At 71.9% G+C, this 21,882-nt stretch carries 19 protein-coding genes and 1 tRNA gene; 11 read left to right on the forward strand and 9 right to left on the reverse strand.

Annotated features, from left to right (window positions below):
• Positions 1 to 246: 246 nt before the first annotated feature.
• Positions 247 to 319, reverse strand: a tRNA-His gene (locus tag I6A81_RS37590).
• Positions 320 to 961: 642 nt separating this feature from the next.
• Here I6A81_RS37590 and I6A81_RS37595 point away from each other — a divergent pair.
• The 5 genes from I6A81_RS37595 to I6A81_RS37615 all read left to right on the forward strand — a co-directional run bounded on the left by I6A81_RS37595 (position 962) and on the right by I6A81_RS37615 (position 5,194).
• Positions 962 to 1,930: a pirin family protein gene (locus I6A81_RS37595; protein ID WP_203003264.1), complete on the forward strand. Its 969-nt coding sequence runs from the start codon at positions 962 to 964 to the stop codon at positions 1,928 to 1,930.
• 148 nt (positions 1,931 to 2,078) lie between these two features.
• Positions 2,079 to 2,885, forward strand: a complete 807-nt coding sequence (locus tag I6A81_RS37600) for a Crp/Fnr family transcriptional regulator (RefSeq protein WP_203003265.1) — start codon at positions 2,079 to 2,081, stop codon at positions 2,883 to 2,885.
• Between the two features lie 25 nt (positions 2,886 to 2,910).
• Entirely contained in the window at positions 2,911 to 3,816 is a 906-nt protein-coding gene (locus tag I6A81_RS37605) for a HipA family kinase (RefSeq protein ID WP_203003266.1), read from the forward strand.
• Positions 3,809 to 4,216 carry a DUF3037 domain-containing protein gene (locus I6A81_RS37610; protein WP_203003267.1) on the forward strand — a complete coding sequence of 136 codons (408 nt, stop codon included), beginning with the start codon at positions 3,809 to 3,811 and terminating at the stop codon, positions 4,214 to 4,216. Before I6A81_RS37605 ends, I6A81_RS37610 begins: the two co-directional genes overlap by 8 nt.
• Before the next feature lie 195 nt (positions 4,217 to 4,411).
• Complete coding sequence (locus I6A81_RS37615) at positions 4,412 to 5,194, forward strand: DUF222 domain-containing protein (RefSeq protein WP_238429146.1); 783 nt, start codon at positions 4,412 to 4,414, stop codon at positions 5,192 to 5,194.
• On the opposite strand, the gene I6A81_RS37620 is transcribed toward I6A81_RS37615, so the two are convergent.
• Positions 5,176 to 7,215 (reverse strand): glycoside hydrolase family 26 protein, encoded by a 2,040-nt coding sequence (locus tag I6A81_RS37620; RefSeq protein WP_238429147.1) that lies wholly within the window; start codon positions 7,213 to 7,215, stop codon positions 5,176 to 5,178. The genes I6A81_RS37615 and I6A81_RS37620 overlap by 19 nt on opposite strands.
• Before the next feature lie 745 nt (positions 7,216 to 7,960).
• Here I6A81_RS37620 and I6A81_RS37625 point away from each other — a divergent pair.
• The 4 genes from I6A81_RS37625 (at position 7,961) to I6A81_RS44405 (ending at position 11,924) form a co-directional block, all read left to right on the forward strand.
• A complete protein-coding gene (locus I6A81_RS37625) occupies positions 7,961 to 8,968 on the forward strand; it encodes a TIGR03617 family F420-dependent LLM class oxidoreductase (RefSeq protein ID WP_203003269.1) in 1,008 nt (335 codons plus the stop codon).
• 266 nt (positions 8,969 to 9,234) lie between these two features.
• On the forward strand, positions 9,235 to 9,708 hold the full coding sequence (locus tag I6A81_RS37630) for an acyl-CoA thioesterase (protein WP_203003270.1): 474 nt from the start codon (positions 9,235 to 9,237) through the stop codon (positions 9,706 to 9,708).
• 182 nt (positions 9,709 to 9,890) lie between these two features.
• The gene (locus tag I6A81_RS37635; protein WP_203003271.1) at positions 9,891 to 10,427 is read left to right on the forward strand and encodes a glutathione peroxidase; all 537 of its coding nucleotides are present in this window, start codon (positions 9,891 to 9,893) and stop codon (positions 10,425 to 10,427) included.
• 213 nt (positions 10,428 to 10,640) lie between these two features.
• Positions 10,641 to 11,924: a DUF2889 domain-containing protein gene (locus I6A81_RS44405; protein ID WP_238441598.1), complete on the forward strand. Its 1,284-nt coding sequence runs from the start codon at positions 10,641 to 10,643 to the stop codon at positions 11,922 to 11,924.
• Between the two features lie 84 nt (positions 11,925 to 12,008).
• On the opposite strand, the gene I6A81_RS37645 is transcribed toward I6A81_RS44405, so the two are convergent.
• The 5 genes from I6A81_RS37645 to I6A81_RS37665 form a co-directional block, all read right to left on the reverse strand.
• Positions 12,009 to 13,091 (reverse strand): hypothetical protein, encoded by a 1,083-nt coding sequence (locus tag I6A81_RS37645; protein ID WP_203003273.1) that lies wholly within the window; start codon positions 13,089 to 13,091, stop codon positions 12,009 to 12,011.
• Positions 13,092 to 13,110: 19 nt separating this feature from the next.
• Complete coding sequence (locus tag I6A81_RS37650) at positions 13,111 to 13,653, reverse strand: hypothetical protein (RefSeq protein WP_307875181.1); 543 nt, start codon at positions 13,651 to 13,653, stop codon at positions 13,111 to 13,113.
• 561 nt (positions 13,654 to 14,214) lie between these two features.
• Positions 14,215 to 14,631: a hypothetical protein gene (locus I6A81_RS37655; RefSeq protein WP_203003274.1), complete on the reverse strand. Its 417-nt coding sequence runs from the start codon at positions 14,629 to 14,631 to the stop codon at positions 14,215 to 14,217.
• A gap of 278 nt (positions 14,632 to 14,909) precedes the next feature.
• The gene (locus I6A81_RS37660; protein ID WP_203003275.1) at positions 14,910 to 15,800 is read right to left on the reverse strand and encodes an ABC transporter permease; all 891 of its coding nucleotides are present in this window, start codon (positions 15,798 to 15,800) and stop codon (positions 14,910 to 14,912) included.
• Positions 15,797 to 16,792: an ATP-binding cassette domain-containing protein gene (locus I6A81_RS37665; protein ID WP_203003276.1), complete on the reverse strand. Its 996-nt coding sequence runs from the start codon at positions 16,790 to 16,792 to the stop codon at positions 15,797 to 15,799. Before I6A81_RS37665 ends, I6A81_RS37660 begins: the two co-directional genes overlap by 4 nt.
• Before the next feature lie 255 nt (positions 16,793 to 17,047).
• Here I6A81_RS37665 and I6A81_RS37670 point away from each other — a divergent pair, with 255 nt between their 5' ends.
• Positions 17,048 to 17,743, forward strand: coding sequence for a TetR/AcrR family transcriptional regulator (locus tag I6A81_RS37670; RefSeq protein ID WP_203003277.1), 696 nt, complete (start codon positions 17,048 to 17,050; stop codon positions 17,741 to 17,743).
• Positions 17,744 to 17,818: 75 nt separating this feature from the next.
• Here the strand turns inward: I6A81_RS37670 and I6A81_RS37675 are convergent, their stop codons facing one another.
• Both I6A81_RS37675 and I6A81_RS37680 read right to left on the reverse strand, forming a co-directional pair.
• Positions 17,819 to 18,424, reverse strand: a complete 606-nt coding sequence (locus tag I6A81_RS37675; protein WP_203003278.1) for a TetR/AcrR family transcriptional regulator — start codon at positions 18,422 to 18,424, stop codon at positions 17,819 to 17,821.
• Positions 18,425 to 18,692: 268 nt separating this feature from the next.
• Positions 18,693 to 19,982, reverse strand: coding sequence for a cytochrome P450 (locus I6A81_RS37680; RefSeq protein WP_203003281.1), 1,290 nt, complete (start codon positions 19,980 to 19,982; stop codon positions 18,693 to 18,695).
• A gap of 1,022 nt (positions 19,983 to 21,004) precedes the next feature.
• Here I6A81_RS37680 and I6A81_RS37685 point away from each other — a divergent pair.
• Positions 21,005 to 21,882, forward strand: an 878-nt coding sequence (locus tag I6A81_RS37685) for an ABC transporter substrate-binding protein (protein ID WP_203003279.1), incomplete at its 3' end; no start/stop codon positions are given.

Genomic DNA, 21,882 nt, shown 5'->3' on the forward strand with positions numbered 1-21,882 from the left:
AGGGGGGTGTCGGGGGGCAAAGCCCCCTGACACGGGGGTTCCAGGGGGTCGTCCCCCTGGGCGGACATCGCGGCCTCTGGGAAGCTGCGCCGAAGGTGCAGCGAACAGGAGAGGCCAGCTCGGCGAGGGGGGTGTCGGGGGGCAAAGCCCCCTGACACGGGGGTTCCAGGGGGTCGTCCCCCTGGGCGGACATCGCGGCCTCCGAGAAGCTGCACCGAAGGGCAGCGAACAGGAGAGGCCAGCTCGGGTGAGTGACGGGATTTGAACCCGCGACACCCGGGACCACAACCCGGTGCTCTGCCAACTGAGCTACACCCACCATGCCGGTCTGGTGTGGCTGCCTGGGTGACCAGGTCGCCATCCCTTACCGGGCTTCGCCATAGTACCGGTCGAACTGGGCGATGCGACAACGGGGTTTTGTCGTGGCCAGCCTGTCATCGCCGCCGCTACTCAGCGTAGCTGGTGTGGTCGTGGTTGCGTGTCAGCGACGCGGACGGCGGTCCGGGGGGCGGGTCGGGAGGTGGGCTGGGCCGCGGTTGTCGCGTGGGCGTTGGCGGCCCCGCAGTCGGCTGATGCCCAGGATGCGTTCCTGGATGATCCGCTCTTGCCGTGAGCATCGGCGATCCACGCCCCCGAAGGTAGCGGTCTGTGGGGCATCCGGTGTCCATCGTCACACGGTGTTTACCAAAGTCCTGGCGTGTCATGGGCGGCGCGGGTCTGTGCACCACTCGCATTGCCCATGTGCCGTCTAGTCCCTCGGCGCTCTGGTCAAAGTCGGCTCGGCCGTGTCGGCCACGCGACAGGGTCGCGGCGCGCCGGGGTGGCCGTGCGAACATCCCGCGCCGGCCTGGCGGCCGGGTGGCGGAAACCGCGCCGAAGGTGACTGGCGGCGCGGGAAGGATGGTGCGGCAGTCGCCGTTACACTGGCCGCTAGTTGCGCATGCAACCAAGGAGGACGATCATGCCAGCCGTTACCGTCGACCCCGTCACCCTGCCGCGGCTGGCCGAGCCGGGTCTCGGAGACGTCCCGCGTCCGGTCAGGAAGATCGCCACAGCCCCGCTCGGCTACGAGGGGGAGGGCTTCCCGGTCCGGCGCGCGTTCGCCGGCGTGAGCAAGGCCGATCTCGACCCGTTCGTCCACATGGACCAGATGGGCGAGGTCGAATACGGCCCGGGCGAGCCGAAGGGCACGCCATGGCACCCGCACCGTGGCTTCGAGACGGTCACCTACATGATCGACGGTGCCTTCCAGCACCAGGACTCGCACGGCGGCGGTGGCCTGATCACCGACGGCGCCACCCAGTGGATGACCGCCGGGTCCGGCATCCTGCACATCGAGACGCCGCCGGCCGCGCTGGTCGAGAGCGGTGGGGTGTTCCACGGCATCCAGCTGTGGGTCAACCTGCCGTCCAAGGACAAGTTCTCCCCGCCGCGCTACCAGAACCTGGAGGGCGAGCAGGTGACGCTCGTCGCCTCCACCGACGGCGGCGCGTTGCTGCGGATCATCGCCGGTGAGGTCGGCGACCACCGCGGCCCCGGCTCGACGCACACCCCGATCACGATGGTCCACGTCACGGTGAGCCCCGGCGCCCGGGTGGACATCCCCTGGAACCCCGAGTTCAACGCGCTCGCGTACGTCCTCGCCGGCGACGGCACGGTGGGCCCCGCGGCGACGGCGGTCGAGACCGGCCAACTCGCGGTGCTCGGCGCCGGTGACCGGGTGGTGCTGGCCGCGGCCGACCGGCAGGACTCGCATACCCCAAACCTGGAGGTGCTGCTGCTCGGCGGTCGCCCGATCCGGGAGCCGGTCGCTCAGTACGGCCCGTTCGTGATGAACACCCGCGACGAGCTGCGGCAGGCGATGGAGGACTTCCAGGCTGGCCGCTTCGGCGCGATCCCGCCGAACGCCCTCATGCCGCACCGCGTCTGAGCCCATCCCGGGTCCGGCGGGCGCGCCGAGCCTCGATTCCGGCTGTTCTCTAGGCGTGTCTCCGAGGCTGGGTCACTATGTGTGGCATACGCCAATGGCGCGAAGCCCCGCGCCATTGGCGCGGCCGAGGCATCGGGGGGCGTTCCACATGGTCACGCAGGATCATCGGCGGGTGGCGCCGGGCTGGCGGCAACCGGGCGACGAGGAAACGGGTGAGCCGGGCGTGGCGGCGCCCGGACCACCCCGGCCGCGCCGCGGCGGCGCGGCACAGCCGCGCCGCTGGCTGGAGCAGACGCTGCTGGGCCGCCTGCCGCCCGCGTCGCGGGCGGGACTGCTCGCGCTCGGTGGGTTTCGCGAGTTCCCCGCGGGCACGCCGATCATGCGCGAGGGCGACCCGACGACGTTCGTCGCCGTGCTGCTCAGCGGCTGGACGAAGGTGACCGCGCTCACCGACGACGGCGGCATCGCGCTGCTCGCGGTGCGCCACGGCGGGGACCTCGTCGGCGAGTTCGCGGGCATCGACGCGCAGCCGCGCTCGGCGACCGTGACCGCCGTCGGCCCCGTGCTGACCAAGGTGATCAGAGCCGAGGAGTTCGGGGCCTACCTGGCCACCGACCCGATGACGTCGGCGGCGATCAGCCAGAGCATCGTCGCGAAGACCCGGTTCAGCATCCGGCGCCGGGTCGAGTTCGCCGGCTGCTCGGCCCCGGTCCGGGTCGCGCGGGTGCTCGTCGAGCTGGACCGGTCCTACGGGGTCGACCGCCGCGACGGCGGCCGGGAGCTGGGCGTGCCGCTGACCCAGTCGGAGCTCGCCGCGCTCGTCGGCGCGCAGGACCCGACCGTGCACAAGGCGCTGCGCGCGCTGCGCCGGGCGGGGGTCATCGAGACGGGCTACCGGCGGACCACGATCCTCGACCTGCCCGCCCTGCGCGCGGCTGCCGGCCTGCCGCGGTAGTCATCGGCGCGGGCAGACTGGTCGGGTGCTCCGACATGTCGACGCCATTCGCTATGCCACGCCGTTGCGGGAGGGCGGCAGCCTGCCCGGCCTGATGGAGGCCGACGACCTGGGCACCTGGGTCGTCAAGTTCCGCGGCGCGGGGCAGGGGGCGCGCTCGCTGGTCGCCGAGGTCGTCGTGGGCGAGCTCGCCCGCGCGCTGGGGCTGCCGGTGCCCGAGCTCGTCGTCATCGACGTCGACCCGCGGCTGGGCCGGGTCGAACCCGACCAGGAGATCCAGGATCTGCTGCGGGCCAGCGCGGGCGCCAACCTCGGACTCGACTACCTGCCGGGATCGATCACCTATGACCCGCTGGCGTTCGTGGTGGACGCCGCGCTGGCCGCGCGGGTGGTGTGGCTGGACGCGCTGACGCTCAACGTCGACCGTTCGTGGCGCAACCCGAACCTGCTGGCCTGGGGCGGCGAGCTGTGGCTCATCGATCATGGCGCGGCGCTCTACCCGCACCATGGCTGGCCGGCGAGGCAGGCCGGACCGGACCCGGCCGGGCGGGCGCCCGCGTGGCCCGCCGACCAGCGGCCGCTGCCTCGCTGGGAGGAGCACGTGCTGCTGCCCGCGCTGGGCACCGACCCGGGCGCGGCGCTGCGGGCGGCCGACGCCGAGCTCGCGCCGCGCGTCGATGCCGGGCTGCTGGGCGCCGTGCTGGCGATGGTGCCGGACACCTGGCTCGACGTCGACCCCGAGCGGTACGTCGACTGGCTGCGCGCCAGGGCCGAGGGGGAGCGCCCCTGGCTGTCGCCGCTGCTGGCGGCGAAGCCGGCCGCGATCGCCGCGGCGCGGGCGCGGGCGGACGGCGGCGACGGGCCGCCGGCCTGGCTGCGGCGCCCGCGTGACCAGGCGGCCGGCGCGCTGGGGAGGGGCTCCCGTGGCTGAGCTGTTCGAGTACGCGCTGGTGCGCGTCGTGCCCCGGGTGGAACGGGGAGAGTGCATGAACGTCGGCGTGCTGTTGTGGTGCCAGGGCGCCGGCTACCTCGACGTGCGCTGCGTGCTGGACGCCGGGCGGCTCGCCGCGCTCGACCCCTTCCTGGACCTCGCGGCCCTGCGCACCCACCTGGCGGCGCTGCACCAGGTGTGCGTCGGCGGGCCGGCGGCGGGCGCGGCCGGCGTGATGTCGCCCGGCGAGCGGTTCCGCTGGCTGACCGCGCCGCGCAGCACGGTCGTGCAGACCTCGCCGGTGCACACCGGGGTGACCGCCGACCCGGCGGCCGAGCTGGACCGGCTCGTCGCGCTGCTGGTCGACCGCCAGGGGCCGCCCGCCGCCGCGGCCGGTTGAAGCGGTTTCCGGGCCGACCTACTATCGAACGTAAGTTCGATCCCTGGTCCGTGGTTGGCGGCGGCACTGGCAGCCTCACTCGCGGCGGCACTGGTGGCGTTACCGGTGGCGGTGCCGGTCGCCGGCGGCCGGGATGATCGCTCCTCGGGCGCTGGCCGCCGGCCGGGGCGGTGGCCAGCGGCCGCGGGAGGGCGGATGGACGGGGACGGGGGAGCGGCGCTGGCCGCGCTGTGCCGGGCACTGGCCGAGATCGAGGCCGGGCCCGACGACGCGGTCGAGGATCTGGTCATCGGCCTCGCCGGGGTGGTCGCGGCGGCGCATGCCGCCCTGGTGCGCGCGATCGGCGCCGCCGAACGCGCCGGCGCGTGGGCGTCCGACGCGACCACCGGCGGCGAGCCCCCCGGCCCACCGACGGCGGTCGGCTGGCTTGCCGGCCGGGCCCGGCTGACGCGGGCCGCCGCGGCCACGCTGCTTGGCTGCGCGCGGGCCCTGGTCGGCCTTCCGGTGCTCGCCGAGGCTTTCCGCCGCGGCGAGGTGAGCCTCGATCATGTGCTGGCCCTGACGGCGCCGCTGACCGATCCGCCGCGCCTGGCGGCGCTGGCCGGTCCGGCGGAGGCCGAGCTCACCGAGCTCGCCCGCCGGACCGGCCCAGCCGAGGTGCGCGCAGCCGTCGGCTGCTGGCTGCGCGGCGCCGACCCGGCCGGCGTGAACCGGGAGGCCGCCGCCGCGCGGACGGCCAGGTCGCTGTCGCTGCTACCCGTCCAGCCCGGCGGGGACTCCGGCGCCCCCGGGCGGGTCGCGATCGCCGGCTGCGTCCCCGTCGACGACGCCCGGATGCTGCTCGACGCGCTGCGGCTGGCGGCGCCCGCCGGGCTGGGGGGTACCCACACCCCGGCCCAGCGGCGCGCCGACGCCCTGCTCGCGGTCGCCCGCGGCTACCTGGAGGGCGCCGCGGCGCGTCACCACAGCTGCGTGTAGCGGCTGGCTGCCTGCGTGTTCTGGAACAGGCAGTGGGCACCGACCGGGCGGTAGATGTTCGACCCGATATTGCGCATCTCGCAGTTGTTGAAGTACGCCTCGTAGTACATGCCCTTGTCTGCCCTGGCGAGCATCCAGTCGTGCATGAACTGGATGAAGTTCGGGTTGTCGCCACCGCCGTTGGCACCGGACCCGGACGCGACGCCCCACTCCGCGACGCCGAACAGCTTCCCGTGGGCCCGGGCGAAGTTGTAGAGCCAGGTGATGCCGCCCGGCGCCTCGGCCTGCGCTTTGAACTGCTCGGGCGTGCGCGACGGCGGGTGGTGGTCGTAGGCGTCGATCGATACGATGTCCACCCACGCGTCGCCCGGGTAGAGGTCGAGCGGGTTGTGGCTCGGCGGGTTCTGCGAGCCGTGCGCGTTGATCGTCCAGTCGAACCGCGGGTCGGGGCTGGCGGTCGAGCGGACCGCGTCCACGACCTTCCGGTAGCAGTTGACGTAGGCGACCGGGTCGGTGCCGGACCACGGGTACCAGTTGCCGTTGGCCTCCCAGGCGAGCCGCACGATCGAGTCCTGCCGCCCGGTCGAGTTCAGCGTCCGCCCGAACTCCCGCCAGTAGCTGTCGTAGGCGCCGGTCGCGCAGGTCTGCAGCGAGTAGCCGCCACCCTCCGGGAACGGCGGGACGGACAGGATCAGCTTGCCCGGCCAGCCGGCGAAGTTCTGCTGTGCGAACGACGGCAGGACGATCGAGTTCCAGTTGTTGCGCGCGACGAACACCTGCGCCACGTCACACGGCTTGCCGCGGAAGGAGCAGAACGCCTCGACGTCGTTGGGAGTGATCAGCGGGTCGCCGTTCGCTCCGGACAGCCAGGGTTTGCCGGAGCGGTTGCCGCCCGTCGGCGGCGTGGTGCCCTCGGAGTAGGTCTCGGCCCGGTCGAACGAGACCGCGAACGCCAGCGACGCCGCGTTGCGCTGGCCGGTGTTCGTGATGACCGCCGAGTGGTCGCCGAACGTGAGCCGGCCCGAGTCGAAGATCAGGGCGTTGCTGGAGGTCGGCGCGTAGGTGTCGACGGTGGTCGGCGTCCCGCCGTCGACCCGGACGCTGAGCACGCCGCCGGACCTCTCCTTGACTCCGTAGAGCAGGATGCGGTTGCCGGTCCAGCGGATCGTGGCGCTCGCGCCACTCCTCAGCGAGTAGCGGAACGAGTTGTTCGGGGTGGACGGCGCGCAGCCACCGCACGCGGTCCAGTCACCGGTGTAGGTGACCTGGTGGTTGTTCGGGCCGACCGCGTTGTCCTCGACCGTCGTCTTCGTGCCGGCTGGCGGGTCGGTCGGCGGCGTGCCACCTCCCGGGTCGGTGAAGATCTCGGCCCGGTCGAAGACCACCGCGAACGCGGCCGACGCGGCGTTGCGCTGGCCGAGGTTGGTGAGCACGGCGGCGTGGGTGCCGTTCGTCAGCGGGCCCGAGTCGTAGAGCAGCGCGACGGAGGAGCTCGACGCGTAGGTGTCGACGGTCGCGGCCGGCCCACCGTCGACCCGGACCGAGGCGAGGCCGCCGGCACGCTCCTTGACCCCGTAGATCCGGATCTGGGTGCCGGTGAACCTGACGGTCGCGCTCGCGCCGGCGTTGAGCGAGTAGCGGAACGAGTTGTTCGGGGTGGACGGCCGGCAGCCGCCGCACACGGTCCAGCTGCCCGAGTAGCTGACCTGGCCGGTGCCTGTGCCGACGGCGGTGTCCTCGACGGTGGCCGTGAGGCTCGCGGCGAGGGGGCGGACCTCGCCGGCGCGGACCATCGTGCGCCGCAGGCTGGAGTCGGTGAGGGGCTCGGTCGCCGGCGTGCCGGTGGACATGACCGGGAACTGGCTGATCTCGTCCGTGGACGGGACCTCCGCCGCGTCCAGCAGGACGCCGGGAAGGGTCCTCGGGTCCACCTCGGCGCCGGGTATCCCACCGGAGTCGGCCGACGCGACCGAACTCGGCGCGATCAGCGCGCCCAGCACGAGCGCGACGGCCAGGAGCATGGGTCGGCGTGATCCGATTCGGCGGGGCAGGATCCGGCCCGCCGGTTGCCCAGAGCGCTCACCGGTCTGCGCGGCCTCCCGGCGCCCGGGAAGCGCGTCGCGCCCGCGCGACGGGCGGCGGGGCGGTCGTCGGTGCCGCCCCGGCGCCGACCGTCTCGAGGGCCGGGCCGGGCCGTCGCCGGTGGAGCGCGGCGTACCGGAGGGTTCGTCGGTCGGTGTCCCGGTGGGTCCGGTTCCCAAGGGCACGGAGCCATCCCTTCGTCCCGGGCCTGATGACCCTGAACAGTCACCCGGTAGGCCCGATCTGCTGGCGAACACGGCGATCATATACAGAGAGTTATGATCAGTAGCTCTAGGTAGTCAACCTTCGGCGGGTCGTGCGTGACACCCCGCGACCAGGCAGGACTGCCGCGAGTGGCCCGGACCCGTTCGTCCACGCCCATGCCGTCCATGGAGGACTCGAGCCCGGCGGGCGCGGCGACGCCGCGGCGCGCCCCGGCCCGCCCGGCCCGCTCCGGCGGCGCGGGAGCGGGACGTCACGGCGGTCACATCGGGCGCCACATCGGTTGCCCCAGCCGGTCACTGGGCGGGAGCGTGTCCCCGGGCCGTCAGCCGGGCCGGGCCGACCCCGCCCGAGCGACTGGCAGCCTGGCCGCGGTCCCGACGCGCGGGACTCGGGGATCACGGTTCCGGCGCGCCGCGCCCAGCTCCACGCTCAGCCACGCCGCCAGCAGAAGGAGACCGGATGAAGATCGACGCGAGCCTGTCCGACGACATCGGGGCGACGCAGGCGGCGGCCGCGAAGATCGAGAGTGACGGCTACGCCGGGGCCTGGACCTCGGAGACCAAGCACGACCCGTTCCTGCAGTCCCTGCAGGCGGCGATGGCCACGGAGTCCATCAGCGTCGGGACCGCCATCGCGATCGGGTTCGCGCGTACCCCGATGACGCTCGCGAACCTGGGCTATGACCTGGCCCGTTACTCGAAGGGCCGGTTCATCCTCGGCCTTGGCTCACAGATCAAGCCGCACATCGAGCGTCGGTTCTCGATGCCCTGGTCCCACCCGGCGCCCCGGATGCGCGAGCTGATCCTCGCGACCCGGGCGATCTGGGCGACCTGGCACGAGGGCGAGAAGCTCAACTTTCGGGGCGACTTCTACAACCACACGCTGATGACCCCGTTCTTCACGCCGGAGGCGCACGAGTACGGCCCGCCGCCGGTGTACCTCGCCGCGGTCGGCGAGAAGATGACCGAGGTCGCCGGTGAGGTCGCCGACGGCTTCTTCGTCCACCCCTTCACGACCATGCGGTACCTGGAGGAGGTGACCATCCCGGCGCTGCTGCGCGGGCGGGCGAAGGCGGGCAAGGAGGGCCTCGACGGCTTCGTCATCAACGGCCCGAGCTTCGTCACCGTCGGGCGTACGCAGGAGGAGCTGGCCGCGAACATCCGTGGGACGAAGGCGCGTATCGCCTTCTACGGCTCCACCCCGGCCTATCGTCAGGTGCTGGAGATCCACGGCTGGGGCGAGGCGCAGGACGAGCTCAACGCGCTGTCCAAGCAGGGCCGTTGGGACGACATGGCCGACGTGATCACCGACGAGATGCTGAACGAGTTCTCCATCGTCGGCACCCCGGCGGAGGTCGGGCCCAGGCTCGTGGCCAAGGTCGGCAAGACCTACGAGCGCATCACCTTCTACGGCGGCTACGAGGCCGAGCCAGCCCTCTGGGCGGAGCTGCTCGCCGCGACCCGGTGACCCCGGGCGGCGCGACGCGCTGAACCGTTGAGCCCTTCCCGCCGGTCTCCGTCACGGGCTCGGCGGGCGGGGGTCACCGACGTCGACCGGCCCGGCCAAGGCCCATGGGACGGCCCGATCGGCATGGCGCCGAGGCGGGCGCGAGGCCCGCTGGCCGGACGAGCAGGCGCCGCGGCTGGAGACAGGCAGGCGTCGCGGCCGAGGGCGGCGCCGCGACTGAGCGGCGCCGTGGCTGAGGACAATGCCGTTAAGGACAAGGAGGCGGCATGGCCGCTGGCGAGCGACAGGCGCCGGACCCGCTGCGGCGGGACCTGGCGCGCTATCCGTGGGTGCACGACATCCGCGCCCGGTTCGCCGACGTCGACAACCTGGGCCACATCAACAACGTCACCGTCGTGGCCTACTACGAGGACGCTCGGGCCACCTTCAACAACCAGTTGCTCGGCCTGTGGCGTGAGGCCGGCTCGGCCAAGGACGGGCCGTTCCACTTCGTCGTCGCCCAGTCCCGGGTCGACTACCTCGCCGAGGCCCACTACCCGGCGAACTATCAGGTGGGGGTCGGCATCGGCCGGATCGGTCGGTCGTCCGTCAACTACCTGGCCGGTTTCTTCCATGAGGGCCGCTGCCTCGGGCTGTGCGACGCGGTGCTCGTGCATCGGACGGCCGGTACGACGACGCCGATCCCGCCTGATCGGCGGGCGATCTTGGAGAAGATGGCCTTCCGGTCCGAAGGCCACTGATCCACAGGCCACTGATCCACTGGTCCGCCGACGGGCAGCGAACAGGCTGGATCCGTCGGTGACGCACCCGGTTGTCGTCCGGATGCTGCATGTCGGCGCTCTCCTCAGTAGCGTCGGGATTGTCAGCCTCCGGAGGATTGGGGCTGACCGCCTGCCCACCTCTCGGGAGAGTCAGTCCGATCATGAGTGTGCACGACTTCACCGTCGCGACGGCCGACGGCGGCTCGCGGTCGCTCGGCGACTACGCCGGCAAGGTGCTACTGATCGTCAACGTCGCCAGCAAGTGCGGCCTGACGCCGCAGTACGAGGGCCTCCAGGCGCTCTATGGCGACCTCAACAACCGTGGCCTGGAGATTCTCGGCTTCCCGTGCAACCAGTTCCTGGAGCAGGAGCCGGGCACGGACGCCGAGATCCAGGACTTCTGCAAGACGACCTACGACGTCACGTTCCCGGTCTTCAGCAAGATCGAGGTCAACGGCCCGGACACCGCGCCTCTGTACCGTTACCTGCGCACCGAGGCTCCTGGTGACTTCGGTCCGCACTATGGCTTTCTCTACGACTTCGTCGCGAAGTCCTTCCCGGACCGGGTCGGTACCGACGAGATCAAGTGGAACTTCACCAAGTTCCTGGTCGGCCGCGACGGCGCGGTGATCCGTCGCTACGAGCCGCCGACGACCCCCGACGAGATCCGCCCCGACCTGGACGCGCTGCTCGCCTAGCCACCGGACGGGCGACCCGACGCGTCCTCGTCCCGCGAACCGCAGTCGACCGCGCCGGACCACGCGCGTCACCCGAGGACGATCGGCCCGACATGGTCGTGGCCCCTCGGGTGAGGCGTGATCCCGCGCATCGGGAACAGTCGGGCCGTGTCGGGTGTCCTAGACCCACGCGTGGTCCGGGCGGCGCCCGGACGGCCACTGCCGGAGGTGTCGATGTCCGAGGGCTTGCTCGCCGGATCGTCCCTGCCTGTCGTGTTTCCCCCGCACCCGCGGCACGGGCCACACGACGCGACGGTCGGCAGCCCGCCGCGCCGCCCCGGGTCGGTCCGGCGCACGGTGACCATCGACATGGTCCACCCGGAAGGCATGAACGGCCCGACGGCGCTGCTCGGCCGTGCCCGCGACCTGCTGACCCGCGTGGACGGCACGGCGGTGGTGCTGGCCGAGGCGGCCATGCGTGTCGAGATCGACACCTTCCTCCGTAAGCGGGCGATACTGGCGTTCGAGACGTCGCCGCCGGTACCGGGGCTCGACGTCCTGATGGGGGTGTCCGCGGCGGGCGGCTTCCGGGCAGCGCTGGCCACCACGGCGCCGGCGCTGGCCGAGACCGAGCCGCTGCTGTTCGCGCTGCTCGACGACGTGCCGGTCGCCGCGCTGGTGTCCGGCTACGCGACGCAGCGGGCCCGTGCCGAGAAGGCCGCCACCGAGCAGACCACGCCGCGGCCGGCCCTTGCCCAGCCGGCCTCGCCCGCTCCACCCGCTCCACCCGCGCCGGCCGGGCCCGCGGCCGCGGGCCAGCCGGATCCCTGGGCCTACAAGGCGGCGAAACTACGCCGGCAGGCGGACCAGTGCGCCGGCTGGGTCGCCGGCGGCACCATCATGATCGAGGTCGACGCCCGCGGTGAGACGCCGGTGGTCACCGGCCCGCCCGCGCCCCCGCTCGGGCGCCCGGACGACCCACTCGCCTGGCACCCGTTCGACCCGCTACCCGCCCACGGCATGCGCCGCCATCGCCGGATTGACATATTCGGCGGCGAAGCCGTCGATGGGGGTGTGGTCGGCGGCGAAGCCGTCGATGGGGGTGTGGTCGGCGGCGAAGCCGTCGATGGGGGTGTGGTCGGCGGCGAAGCCGTCGATGGGGATGGTGTGGTCGGCGACGCGGGCGCCGGCCTGCTGGTGGAGGCCTTCTTCCGGGACAGCCACCAGGCCGATGGCGGCGGGGAGACGGTGATCCACGAGTACACCGTCGACGCGACGGTCGACCCCGCGACCGGGCTGTTCACCGCCCTGGAGGCGGCGGGGCGGGTGCTGCCCTGGTCCGAGTGCCCGGGGGCTGTCGCCAGCGCCAGGCGCCTGGTCGGCACCCCCGCCGCGGACGCGCGCCGCCTGGTAAGCGCCGAGTTCGCGGGCGTCACCACGTGCACCCACCTCAACGACACCTTGCGCGCCCTCGCCGACGTCCCGGCCCTGGCCGCGGCCCGCGGCCGTAAGCGGTGACGCCCGTCCAACCAGGTCGGCGACGGGTCCTCCGCCGACCGGACCTGTTGGTGCGGCGAAGGGAACGTCGGGCCGGTCGGGGTGTCATGACTGGCCGTCTCGGTCGCCGTCGCGCGATTCCTGACCGCCGCGTCGTGGCCGGTATCGCTGCCGCCGCCGCGCGGCGACAAGGGACAGCGCGACGGCCGCGACCGCGCCCACCCCACCGGCCATCAGCACGACCGGCAGCAGCGACGACCGTTCACCCTTCAGGCGCCGCTCGCCCGGCCCGGCGGGGAAGGTGACGCGAACGGTCCTGACCTTGTGGACGGTGCCGCTGGCCAGAGTGAGACGCGCCGTCCAGGGACCGTCTGGCAGTGCCCGGTCGAACGGAACGGTGACGCGCGTCGACCGGCCGAGGCCCACCGTGGTCCCGTCGGGCACCGGAACCTGCCCCGTGCTCAGCCCGCCTGGTCCTTCGGAGAGAGCCGCCGTGCCGTTGAGGTCGAGCGCGCGCTTTCCGGTGTTGGTCACCGACGCACGCAGGTAGGGCTGCCCGTCGATGGTTCGCCCGGCGACGACGTCGTCGATCCGGAAGGCGGTCGGTGGCTCCCCACCCGCTCCGATGGAAAGGTACATCCGGACGCCCACCCGATTGATGATGATGACGTTCTGGTCGGAGTCCGGAGCGGATGCCTCCGCCCAGATCACGCCGTACCGTTCACCGGCGGACGCCCGCGGAGGCACCTGAATGGTCGCCGTCACGAACGAATCCGTGCCCGCCGCCAGCTCCAGAACAGGTGGGTCGACCTCCGCCCAGGAGGTCAGCTCGTTGGCGGTGCGTCCCGCGGCGAACTCGAAGCCGTCGTCACTGATCCTCGCGGCCGCCGGGTAGAGCGCGATCCGCTGCGGCTTGTCGGTGCTGTTGCTGACCTCGATCCGGCGGCTGATCGTCGTCCCCGGCAACAGATGGTCAACGATGTAGGTGCGGGCCCGCGGGTCGTCGGCGCGGTTGGTCGGCGCCTCCAACAGCCGTACTCCGATGCCGCCGGCCGCTTTGGCGCTGGGCTCGGCGGCGGCACTGGCCGCCGGCAGGAGACTGCCGGCGGCCAGCGCGAGGGCGATCAGCGGGCGCGGGACGGCCAGCGCGCGGGCGATCCGCGGGCGCGGGTGGGTACGGGTGCGCACGGCTTGGTGCTGTCTTCGCCTAGGCCACGTTGTGGACGAGGGTGCCCTGGTAGGTGCCCGCGACCGCGTTGGTCGGGATGTTGACGATGAGGGTCGGGTTCCAGGTCACCGAGTTGTTGCCGAAGAGATTGGTGGCCGTGTAGGCCGTCAGCGGCGATGCCTGGCTTCCGAGCAGCGCGGCGAATCCGGCGTTGGCCTGGCCCGCGGTGAAGGTGCCGCTGCCGGTGGCGGTTCCGGTCAGTGAGGCGTACCTGATGTTGCTGAGGGTGATCGTCTCCGCGGGGGTGCCGCCGCCGGTGACGAAGTTGGTGCCGTATACGGTGGCCATCCAGGAGCCGTTGTTGGTCCCCCTGGCGTCGGTGACGACGATGTTGCCGAGGGAGCCGCCCAGCGACGGGGTACCGGTCTGGACCGAGCCCAGCGTCGCCGTCGCCGGCGCGCTGATCGTGAGGTTCCCCCCGCCCAGCGTGAATGTGACGATCGTTTCCGCTCCGGAGGCGGGCGTGATCGAGGCGAGGATGAGCCCGCCGACGACCAGCGCCAGGGTGAGGAGCCTGCGCACGTCCAGTCCTTTCCGCTGAGAACCAGCCACGTCGTGGTCATCTCGGCCGGCACCCGGACCAGGTTGGTCCCACCGTTCACCGGCCGATCGTCGAAATCGGTGCTCGACCGTCGAACATGCCCGGTAGGGCGCGTTCGCGCATCCTGGCATTCCTGGTCCGATTCCATGCCCGCGAGGGCCCAGGATCCGTCCGGACTATGTCGGTCACCGGTGGGAACTTTAACTGGCCGCGGTGGCCACCCCGATTTCAACGCGCCACGCGGAGCGAGTCACCCTCCATTTCCACAAGCGGCTTCCGCTACTTCGGATCCGGTTACGGCCGATTGGCGCGGCGCGCCGTGGCGCCACGCCGGCCGCCGCGCGGGTCGGTCCGTCCACGAACCGGTGCTTCCGGCCGGTCGGGGCTCGTCGATCCGCCCTGGCGCGTCGCTTGCCTAATTCTCATGGTCGCGATACGACTTGGGCGAACCGTGGTACGGAGGAGAGGATGATGCGAAGCGCCGGCTTTCCCGTCGCCGTCCTCGTCCTGGCGGCCTCGGCACTTCTCGGGGCATCACCCGCCTACGCGGCTCTCACCATCAGCGCTCCCGGAGCGGTCGATCTGGGCACATACCCGCTGACCAGCACCTTGATCAACGGGCAGATCGCGTCGGTCACGGTGACCAGCACCCAAGCGGGCAGCTGGACGGCGACCGTCACCGGCAGCCCTTTCGTCACCGGCAGCGGGCCTTCGCAGTACTCCATCCCGCAGGGACAGGTCCGGTACTGGTCCGGGCCTGTGAGAAATGCCACCGGGCAGCTGTCGGTGGTGACCCCGGGCCAGCCGTCAGAGGCGAGCGCACAGCCGCTGACAAGCCAGCGAACCGCCTTCTCCGCCACGACGACAAGCGCCCAACCGAGCACCGTGACCTGGAACCCGACTCTTGTCGTAAATCTGCCCGGCAGTGTCGTTGCCGGCAAATACACCGCGGCGATCACCCACTCGGTAGCCTGAATGGAAGCGCTGGTTCGAAGGTGCACGGAATATCGGAACCGATATTGGTTTCGTCATCTGTCGCGAACTTTTGTGCTCGGCTTTTTGCGCCAGGCGTCCTTCGAGAAGGACGTGGATACCGGGCCGGGCGAGTTCCCGTGGAGTGCCTGGCTGCGGGCTAACCGCGGCGCCTGGGTTGGAGTGGAGGGGCGGGGCTGGCCGATCACGTCCGCGGCGGTGGGCGTCCTCCGGTGACGGGGCCGGGTCCGGGCCATCGGGACGGTCAGCGACCATGCGTGGTGAACGCGCGCACCGCCAGGGGGACGAACACCGCGAGCAGCAGGGCGGACCAGGCGAGCGTCGCCGCGACCGGATGCTCCAGCGGCCAGGCGACGGCTGAGGTCGAGGGAACCTCGTTGCCGAACAGGTCGCGGGCCGCGGCGGCGACGGCGCTGATCGGGTTCCAGTCGGCGATCACGCGCAGCCAGCCGGGCATCCCGCCCGTCGGCACGAACACGTTGGTGACCATGGCGAGCGGGAAGACGAGCACGGACAACTGCGCGGCGGTGTCCTCCCGGCCGATGACCAGCCCAAGGCCGATGCCGATCCAGTTCGTCACGAACCGGAAGAGCAGCAGCAGCGCGACCGCGGCGGCGGCGCTGGCCAGGCCGTCGTGCGCGCGCCACCCGAGCGCCAGCCCCATCCCGAGCAGCAGGGCCAGCACGACGGCGCTGACCGCCAGGTCGGCCACGGTCTGCCCGAACAGCGCGGCCGAGCGGGAGATCGGCAGCGTCCGCAACCGGTCGGTGACGCCGCGCCCCACGTCGCGCGCGGCGCCGGTCATGCTCGGCATGATGCCGTTCACGGCGATCAGCGTGAACAGGCCCGGCATCAGGTAGTCGCGGTAGCCCGCCTCGCCGGGTACCCGCATGGCGCTGCCGAAGATGTAGCCGAACACGACGAGCATCGCCAGCGGCGCCGCCAACGAGGCCACGATCAGCCCCGGCGAGTGGCGGTAGTAGAGCAGCACCCGCAGCGCGAGGGTCCATGCGTCCGACATCGCGAACCGTGCCCGACCGGCCAGGGAGATCGGGGCAAGTCCGTCGCCGGGCCCGGCGACGGACCGGCCCGGAAGGTTCCCGCCACCCGGGGTGCTCCCGGCAAGGGTGCTCATGGCGTCACCGCCGGGGCGAGACCGGTGGTGGGCTCGTCGGTCGCGGCACGCCCGGTCAGGGCGAGGAACACGTCGTCCAGCGAAGGATGTCCGAGCGCCACGTCCTGGGCCTGGACACCGGAGGCGTCGAGGTCCCGGATCAGCCGCGGCAGCGCGACCGGACGACCGGGAACGCTGACCGCGCCGACCCGGCGCTCGGCCTCGTCGCGCGTGGGCTCGCCGCCGGTGAGCGCGGCCAGCACCGCCGCGGCCGTCGGCAGCTGGGCGGTGTCCGCCAGGGTCACCTCGACTCTGGTGCCGATCGCGGCCTTGAGCGCCTCCGGCGGCCCGGAGGCGATGAGGCGGCCGTGGTCGAGCACGGCGATGTCGTCGGCGAGCCGGTCGGCCTCGTCGAGGTACTGGGTGGTGAGCAGCACCGTGGTGCCATCCGCGACGAGCTCCCGGACGATCTCCCAGATGTCGCCCCGGCTGCGTGGGTCCAGCCCGGTGGTCGGCTCGTCCAGGAACAGCACGGCGGGCCGGATGACGAGGCTGGCGATCAGGTCGAGACGCCGTCGCATGCCGCCGGAGTAGCCGCGGACCAGCCGGTCGGCGGCATCGTGGAGTCCGAAGCGTTCCAGCAGTTCGTCCGCCCGCCGGCGGGCGCGGCGGGCGCCCAGGTGATGTAGGCGGCCGATCAGGTACAGGTTGTCCCGGCCGGTGATGCCCTCCTCCACGGCCGCGTGCTGGCCGGCGAACCCGATCCGTCGGCGCACCTCGTCTGGCTGGCTGACGACGTCGAATCCGGCGACCTGGGCACGGCCGGCGTCCGGGCGCGTCAGGGTCGCGAGGATCCGCGTCGCGGTGGTCTTGCCGGCGCCGTTCGGTCCGAGCAGCCCGCACACGGTGCCGGCGGAGACGGCGAGGTCCAGGCCCCGCAGCGCGGTCGTGGCGCCGAACCGCTTGTGGACGCCATGAACCTCGATGGCTGGGTGGTCAGGGGAGTGGCTCATCACGACCCCTTTCTAGGTACGGCGTACGTAGAAGCTTGGCGCCACGGTACCACGGCCCAGTCGTACGCTGTACGTAGCAGCCGAGCCGAGGTGATCAAAATGCCGTCCGGCCCCTCCGGGCCTGGTCGTTCTGGTTTCGACGTGGACCGGGCCACCGCCGGCGAGCCGGGTCCCGCCCCTACTCCCGGACCGGCCGGGCCCGCCTCGGCGCGGGCCGCCGCGTCGAAGCCCGCACCGTCGAAGCCCGCTCCGGCGATGATCTGGCTTCGCCCCGAGCGCAGCGGCCGGGGCCCTGAGCCGACGCACAGCCGCGCCGCGATCGCCGCGGCCGCCATCGGCCTGGCGGACGCCGGCGGGCTGGACGCGGTCTCCATGCGCAGGGTCGCCGCGGCCCTGGGCGCGGGCACCATGTCGCTCTACAACTATGTGCCGAAGAAGGAGCACCTGTTCGATCTGATGCTCGACGCGGCCGCCGGGGAGATCGCGCTGCCGGGGAAGCCGTCCGGCGATCCACGCGCGGACCTCACCCTGCTCGCCCGCGAGACGCTGGCCACGATGCGCCGGCACCCCTGGCTGGCCGGTCTGACCCTCACCCGGCCGTCGATGGGACCGAACGCCCTGCGCTGCACTGAGTTCTTCCTCGCGGTGCTGGCCGGATCAGCGGCCGACGGCGGTACCAAGATGGAGATGTTCGCGCTGCTCAGCGGGTTCGTCTGCCAGTTCGCCGAATGGGAGCGCACCGCGGCTGGCGGCGCCGCCGAGCAGTGGCAGGCCGACCTGGTCGCCTACCTGGGCACGGTGATCGCGACCGGCCACTATCCGCATCTCGCCGCCACCCTGGCCGCCGGCGCGAGCACGCCACCCGCCGACGCGGACACGATCTTCACTCGATCGCTGGACCGCCTGGTGCGGCTGATCCTCGACCCGCCGGCGGACCATCCGGCGCCGTGACCCGGGGACCGGTCGCGCCGGCCGCCGCGGCCGCGCGGTTGGGACCAGATGAGTCGGGGCGGCGGCCAGCCAGGACTAGGAGTTGCTGGCTCGCTGCTGTCGTTCGACCAGTCCTTGGATCTGTTCGTCGATGAAGGAACTCACGGCCTCGTAGTCGGTCGCGATGCCCAGATCGACATCGATTGTCATGATCTGGGTCATGCCTATCATCGCCAGCTGGGCGATCAGCGGCGGGCAACGCTCCGGCGGAATCCCCAGGTCGGTGAGCGCGGCCGTGAACGCGTCGAGCTGGATCTGGCGATAACGCCGGTAGTACTCGACGATCGTGGACCGGATCGCCTTGCGATGATTGGCCAGCGCCATGAACTCGAGGTTGAACCTGCTGGTCGTGACGCTGGTCTCGCGCAGCTCCCACAGCTGCCGCAACGTCGGGCGCGCGCCAAGCGCCTCCCGTAGCAGCTCCAGGCCCGGGTCCGCGCGTCGCCGGAACACCTGCAGGAACAGATCGTCCATGGTGTGGAAGTAGTAATGCACGAGCTGGGGCGTGAGGCCGGCCCGCGCGCCGACCCGCCGCGAGGTGACGGCCGCGTAGCCCTCCTCCAGCAGCAGGTACTCCGCGGCGTCGAGCAGTTGTTCACGCCTCGCCGACTCGGCTGACGTGGCCCGATGCTGACTGACCATCGCTCCTTCATATCGCGGCACGACAGCTGGTTCTGGTGACGGCTCCTGTCGCGCCGGTCAGGGTATCAGGGAGCGGCATGATCGGAACGGCTGATCGGACTGGTCGGGCGGTGGGCACGGCCGCCACCTCGACTGGCCGCGCGCGTCAGGCGCTGTCGCGGCCGGCGAGGAAGGCGAGGAAGGACGGGCGCCGCCGAGGCCGGTGCTGGCGGTCGCCCTGGCACCGGCGCCGGCCTCGGCGGCGGCCCTGCTCATCGGGTGTCGTCGCTCATCGGGTGTCGTCGCCGACGGGGGTGAACTCCAGGTGGAGTTCGGTCAGGCCGCGCAGGATCCAGGTCGCCTCGTACTTGAACCGCCGGGAGCCGGCAGGCCCGTGGTGCTCCTCGGAGAGCCGGATGTCGCGGGTGCGGTCGAGGATGCGTTCGAGGCTGATCCGGCCCTCGACGCGGGCGAGCGGCCCGCCGGGGCAGGAGTGGACGCCTCGGCCGAAGGCGATGTGCTGGCGGACGTTCTTGCGACCGAGACGGAACTCGGCCGGGCACTCGAAGTGCCGGGGGTCGCGGTTGGCCGCGCCGTTGAGCAGCATGACCGGCGTCCCCGCCGCCACGTCGACGCCGCCGATGGTCGTGGCGCGCCGGGCGAGGCGGAAGTCGGTCTTCACCGGGCTCTCGACGCGCAGCGTCTCCTCGATGAGCTCCGGGATGAGCTCCCGGTTCTCCCGAAGCTTGTCCTGGACCTCGGGGTGCTCGGCGAGGTACTTCAACGCCGCGCCGAGCAGCCGCGCGGTGGTCTCCTGCCCGGCGGCGAACAGGAAGGTGGCGGCGCGGACCACCGCGGTCACCTCCGGGATGCTCCCGTCCGGGTATGTCGCGGCCGCCATCTGGGTCAACACGTCGTTGCGTGGGGTCAGGCGCCGGTCCTCGATGTACTGGGCGAACCAGTTGTCGAGCCAGCCCAGCGAGTTCAGTTCCTCGTCTCGCTCGCCGCCTGCGCCGATCTGGCCGGGGCTGCCGGACAGGCCGAAGCCCGCCCGGAACCGCTCGTGGTCGGCCTCGGGCACTCCCAGCACGTCGGCGACCGTCAGCATCGCGAACGGCTGCGCGAAGGCGCGGATGAACTCGCACCGACCGTCCTGAAGAAACTCGTCCAGCTGCTGGTCGGCCAGCCGCCAGATGAAGTCCTCGTTCTCCTGCAACCGCTTGGGCGTCAGCATCCGCATTACCAGTGCCCGCTCGCGGGTGTGCATCGGCGGATCCATCGTGACCATGTGCTCGTTCATCGGGATCTGGTCCCGGTAACCGTCGATGATCTCACTGACGTCGTCGCCCTCGAGCGGCACCGGGAACGTCGCGAACGGACCGATCACCGAGTTGCACGACGAGAACGTGTCCACGTCCCGGTACACCTCGTGTGCTTCGTCGTAGCCGGTCACCGCGACCACTCCGAGATGCGGCAGCGGCAGCACCGGGCACGCTGATCGCAGGTCGTCGAAGTAGGGATACGGATCCTCGACGAGCGACTCGTCGTTGAAGAAGTCGATGGTGGTCCAGTCGGTCAACCCGGCCGCCTTCCAAGCCTCGGACATACTGTATCCCGGATTATTAGGCGATCGCCAAAACCGGCATTGGCGATTATTAGCACATGCTCGGCGAGGCCGCAAGCCGTAGCCGAGATCGCCGCGTGGACCGCCTGGCGGCGCGGGGCCGCCCGGCCGGCGGCCTCACCGCCCCCCGGCCGCTCCACGGGCGGGACGAACTGCCGGAACGCAGGCGGTGAGCAGGCTGGTGAGCAGGCTGGAGTGATGGATGAGTCGCGTCCCGCGCTGACCGGGCCGCCCCTTGCCGATCGCCGAAACGGCCCAGGCGCCGGTCCGGTTCCTGGGACCACGGATCGCCGGATACCCGCGTGCGGGGATCTCGCCCGCGCTGGCGAGGAGGTGATCGCCATGGCGGCGTCGTGGGCCGGATCGAGGTCGTCCGCGGCCGTCCGACGCGCGTCTCCAACGGGCCGGCGCCAGCGGTGGCGCCGATTCGGCGTGCACGTCGAGACCGGCGGCGTGGTCATTTCGCGCGCCGCGGCGGTTGGCTCCGTCGATGGTCGTGACGCCACCCGGCCCTTTCCTGTCGGTGACCGCATAGTGGGTACGTCGAAAACGGGAAGTGCTCCTGAGCTGGGAGGACCGGTCTCGGCCGGCTGGCGCGTTGCGGCGTGGACATCCACCCGCTATGGTGCCGCCGTATCGACGCCCACATCGGCCTCGAGCCGGCAATGGGCGCAGACGGCACCGCCGCCGGGTGCTGTGGTGAAGGGGCGCCAGCGGCGCGCGGAAAACGACGGCAAGAACGTCGTTCCGCGCACGTCGCGGAGCGCTTTGCGCGTCGTACCGCGGAGATCACGTCGTGAATGGAGGAATGTCGTGGCGTGCTGCCAGGCCAACACGGAGGGACCCGACGTGATCTCATCGCTGGGTGACGGATGTTAGGGACTTCAGGCAACGCGAGGACAAGCAACACGAGGACAGGGGACGGACGAGCGCGATTGTTCCGCTCGCCGCGATGGCCTTCGCGCGCCGAGGCGTTCATGGGCGGTTCGCGGATCGGCCGAGGCCCGCGCCGCCCCGGCGGGTCGCCGCGCGCTCTGCCGCGGCGGGCGACCGTGCTCGCCGCGGTCGCCGCCCTGGCGCTGGTGGGCTGTTCGGGATCCGGTGGCGACTCCGGCGCCGCTTCGGGTATCCCCTGCGACACGCCAGGGTTCAGCGCCGACGAGGTCCGGCTGGGCTTCGTCTACCCCGATACCGGTCCGGTCGCCCCCTCGCTGGCCCCCACCATCAGCGGGTTCATCGCGCGGATCGAGGCGGCCAACGCGGCCGGTGGCATACACGGCCGTAAGATCGTTCCCATCTGGCGCGACGACGCCAGCTCCCAGGAGCGCAACCGTGAGGTGGCGCGGGAGCTGGTCAGGGAGCAGAACGTCTTCGGGCTCCTCGAGGCGACCATCACCGCCGGCGGCGGCGCCGACTACCTGCTCGAGCACGGTGTTCCGGTCGCGGGGATCGCGGCCGAGACCTTCTGGGCCAATCCGCGCTACCGCAACATGTTTGCCTACACGTACGTGTTCACCGACGGGCCGTCGGTCTCGACGTTCGGCGACTACGCGAAGACGCAGGGCGGTACTCGGGCCGCTGTGATCACAAGCGACATCACCCCGAGCGCGAACGATATCGGCTCGAAGATGGTCAGCAGCCTGGCCGCGGCGGGCATCCCGACCGCTCCCGGCACATTCGTCTACAACCCGGCGATCACCGACCCCGTCCAGCTGGGGCAGAAGCTGCGCGCGGCCCAGGTCGACACCGTGGTCGCGGTCTTCACGGGGGGCAACCTCGCCGAGGTCATGCGCGGCATCCGGGCGGCCGGCGCGCCGGTGAAGGTCGTTCTCGCGCCCAGTGGCTACGAGCAGAC

It is taken from the genome of Frankia nepalensis, assembly GCF_016786325.1.
Lineage (GTDB): Bacteria > Actinomycetota > Actinomycetes > Frankiales > Frankiaceae > Pseudofrankia > Pseudofrankia nepalensis.

Excerpts from the sequence above, each read along its gene's own strand:
- I6A81_RS37630 (WP_203003270.1), top strand. The coding sequence starts at position 9,235 with ATGGCCGCTGGCGAGCGACAGGCGCCGGACCCGCTGCGGCGGGACCTG.
- I6A81_RS44405 (WP_238441598.1), top strand. The coding sequence starts at position 10,641 with ATGTCCGAGGGCTTGCTCGCCGGATCGTCCCTGCCTGTCGTGTTTCCC.
- I6A81_RS37670 (WP_203003277.1), top strand. The coding sequence starts at position 17,048 with ATGATCTGGCTTCGCCCCGAGCGCAGCGGCCGGGGCCCTGAGCCGACG.
- I6A81_RS37620 (WP_238429147.1), bottom strand. The coding sequence starts at position 7,215 with ATGCTCCTGGCCGTCGCGCTCGTGCTGGGCGCGCTGATCGCGCCGAGT.
- I6A81_RS37600 (WP_203003265.1), top strand. The coding sequence starts at position 2,079 with ATGGTCACGCAGGATCATCGGCGGGTGGCGCCGGGCTGGCGGCAACCG.
- I6A81_RS37675 (WP_203003278.1), bottom strand. The coding sequence starts at position 18,424 with ATGGTCAGTCAGCATCGGGCCACGTCAGCCGAGTCGGCGAGGCGTGAA.
- I6A81_RS37665 (WP_203003276.1), bottom strand. The coding sequence starts at position 16,792 with ATGAGCCACTCCCCTGACCACCCAGCCATCGAGGTTCATGGCGTCCAC.
- I6A81_RS37625 (WP_203003269.1), top strand. The coding sequence starts at position 7,961 with ATGAAGATCGACGCGAGCCTGTCCGACGACATCGGGGCGACGCAGGCG.
- I6A81_RS37635 (WP_203003271.1), top strand. The coding sequence starts at position 9,891 with ATGAGTGTGCACGACTTCACCGTCGCGACGGCCGACGGCGGCTCGCGG.
- I6A81_RS37595 (WP_203003264.1), top strand. The coding sequence starts at position 962 with ATGCCAGCCGTTACCGTCGACCCCGTCACCCTGCCGCGGCTGGCCGAG.
- I6A81_RS37615 (WP_238429146.1), top strand. The coding sequence starts at position 4,412 with ATGGACGGGGACGGGGGAGCGGCGCTGGCCGCGCTGTGCCGGGCACTG.
- I6A81_RS37660 (WP_203003275.1), bottom strand. The coding sequence starts at position 15,800 with ATGAGCACCCTTGCCGGGAGCACCCCGGGTGGCGGGAACCTTCCGGGC.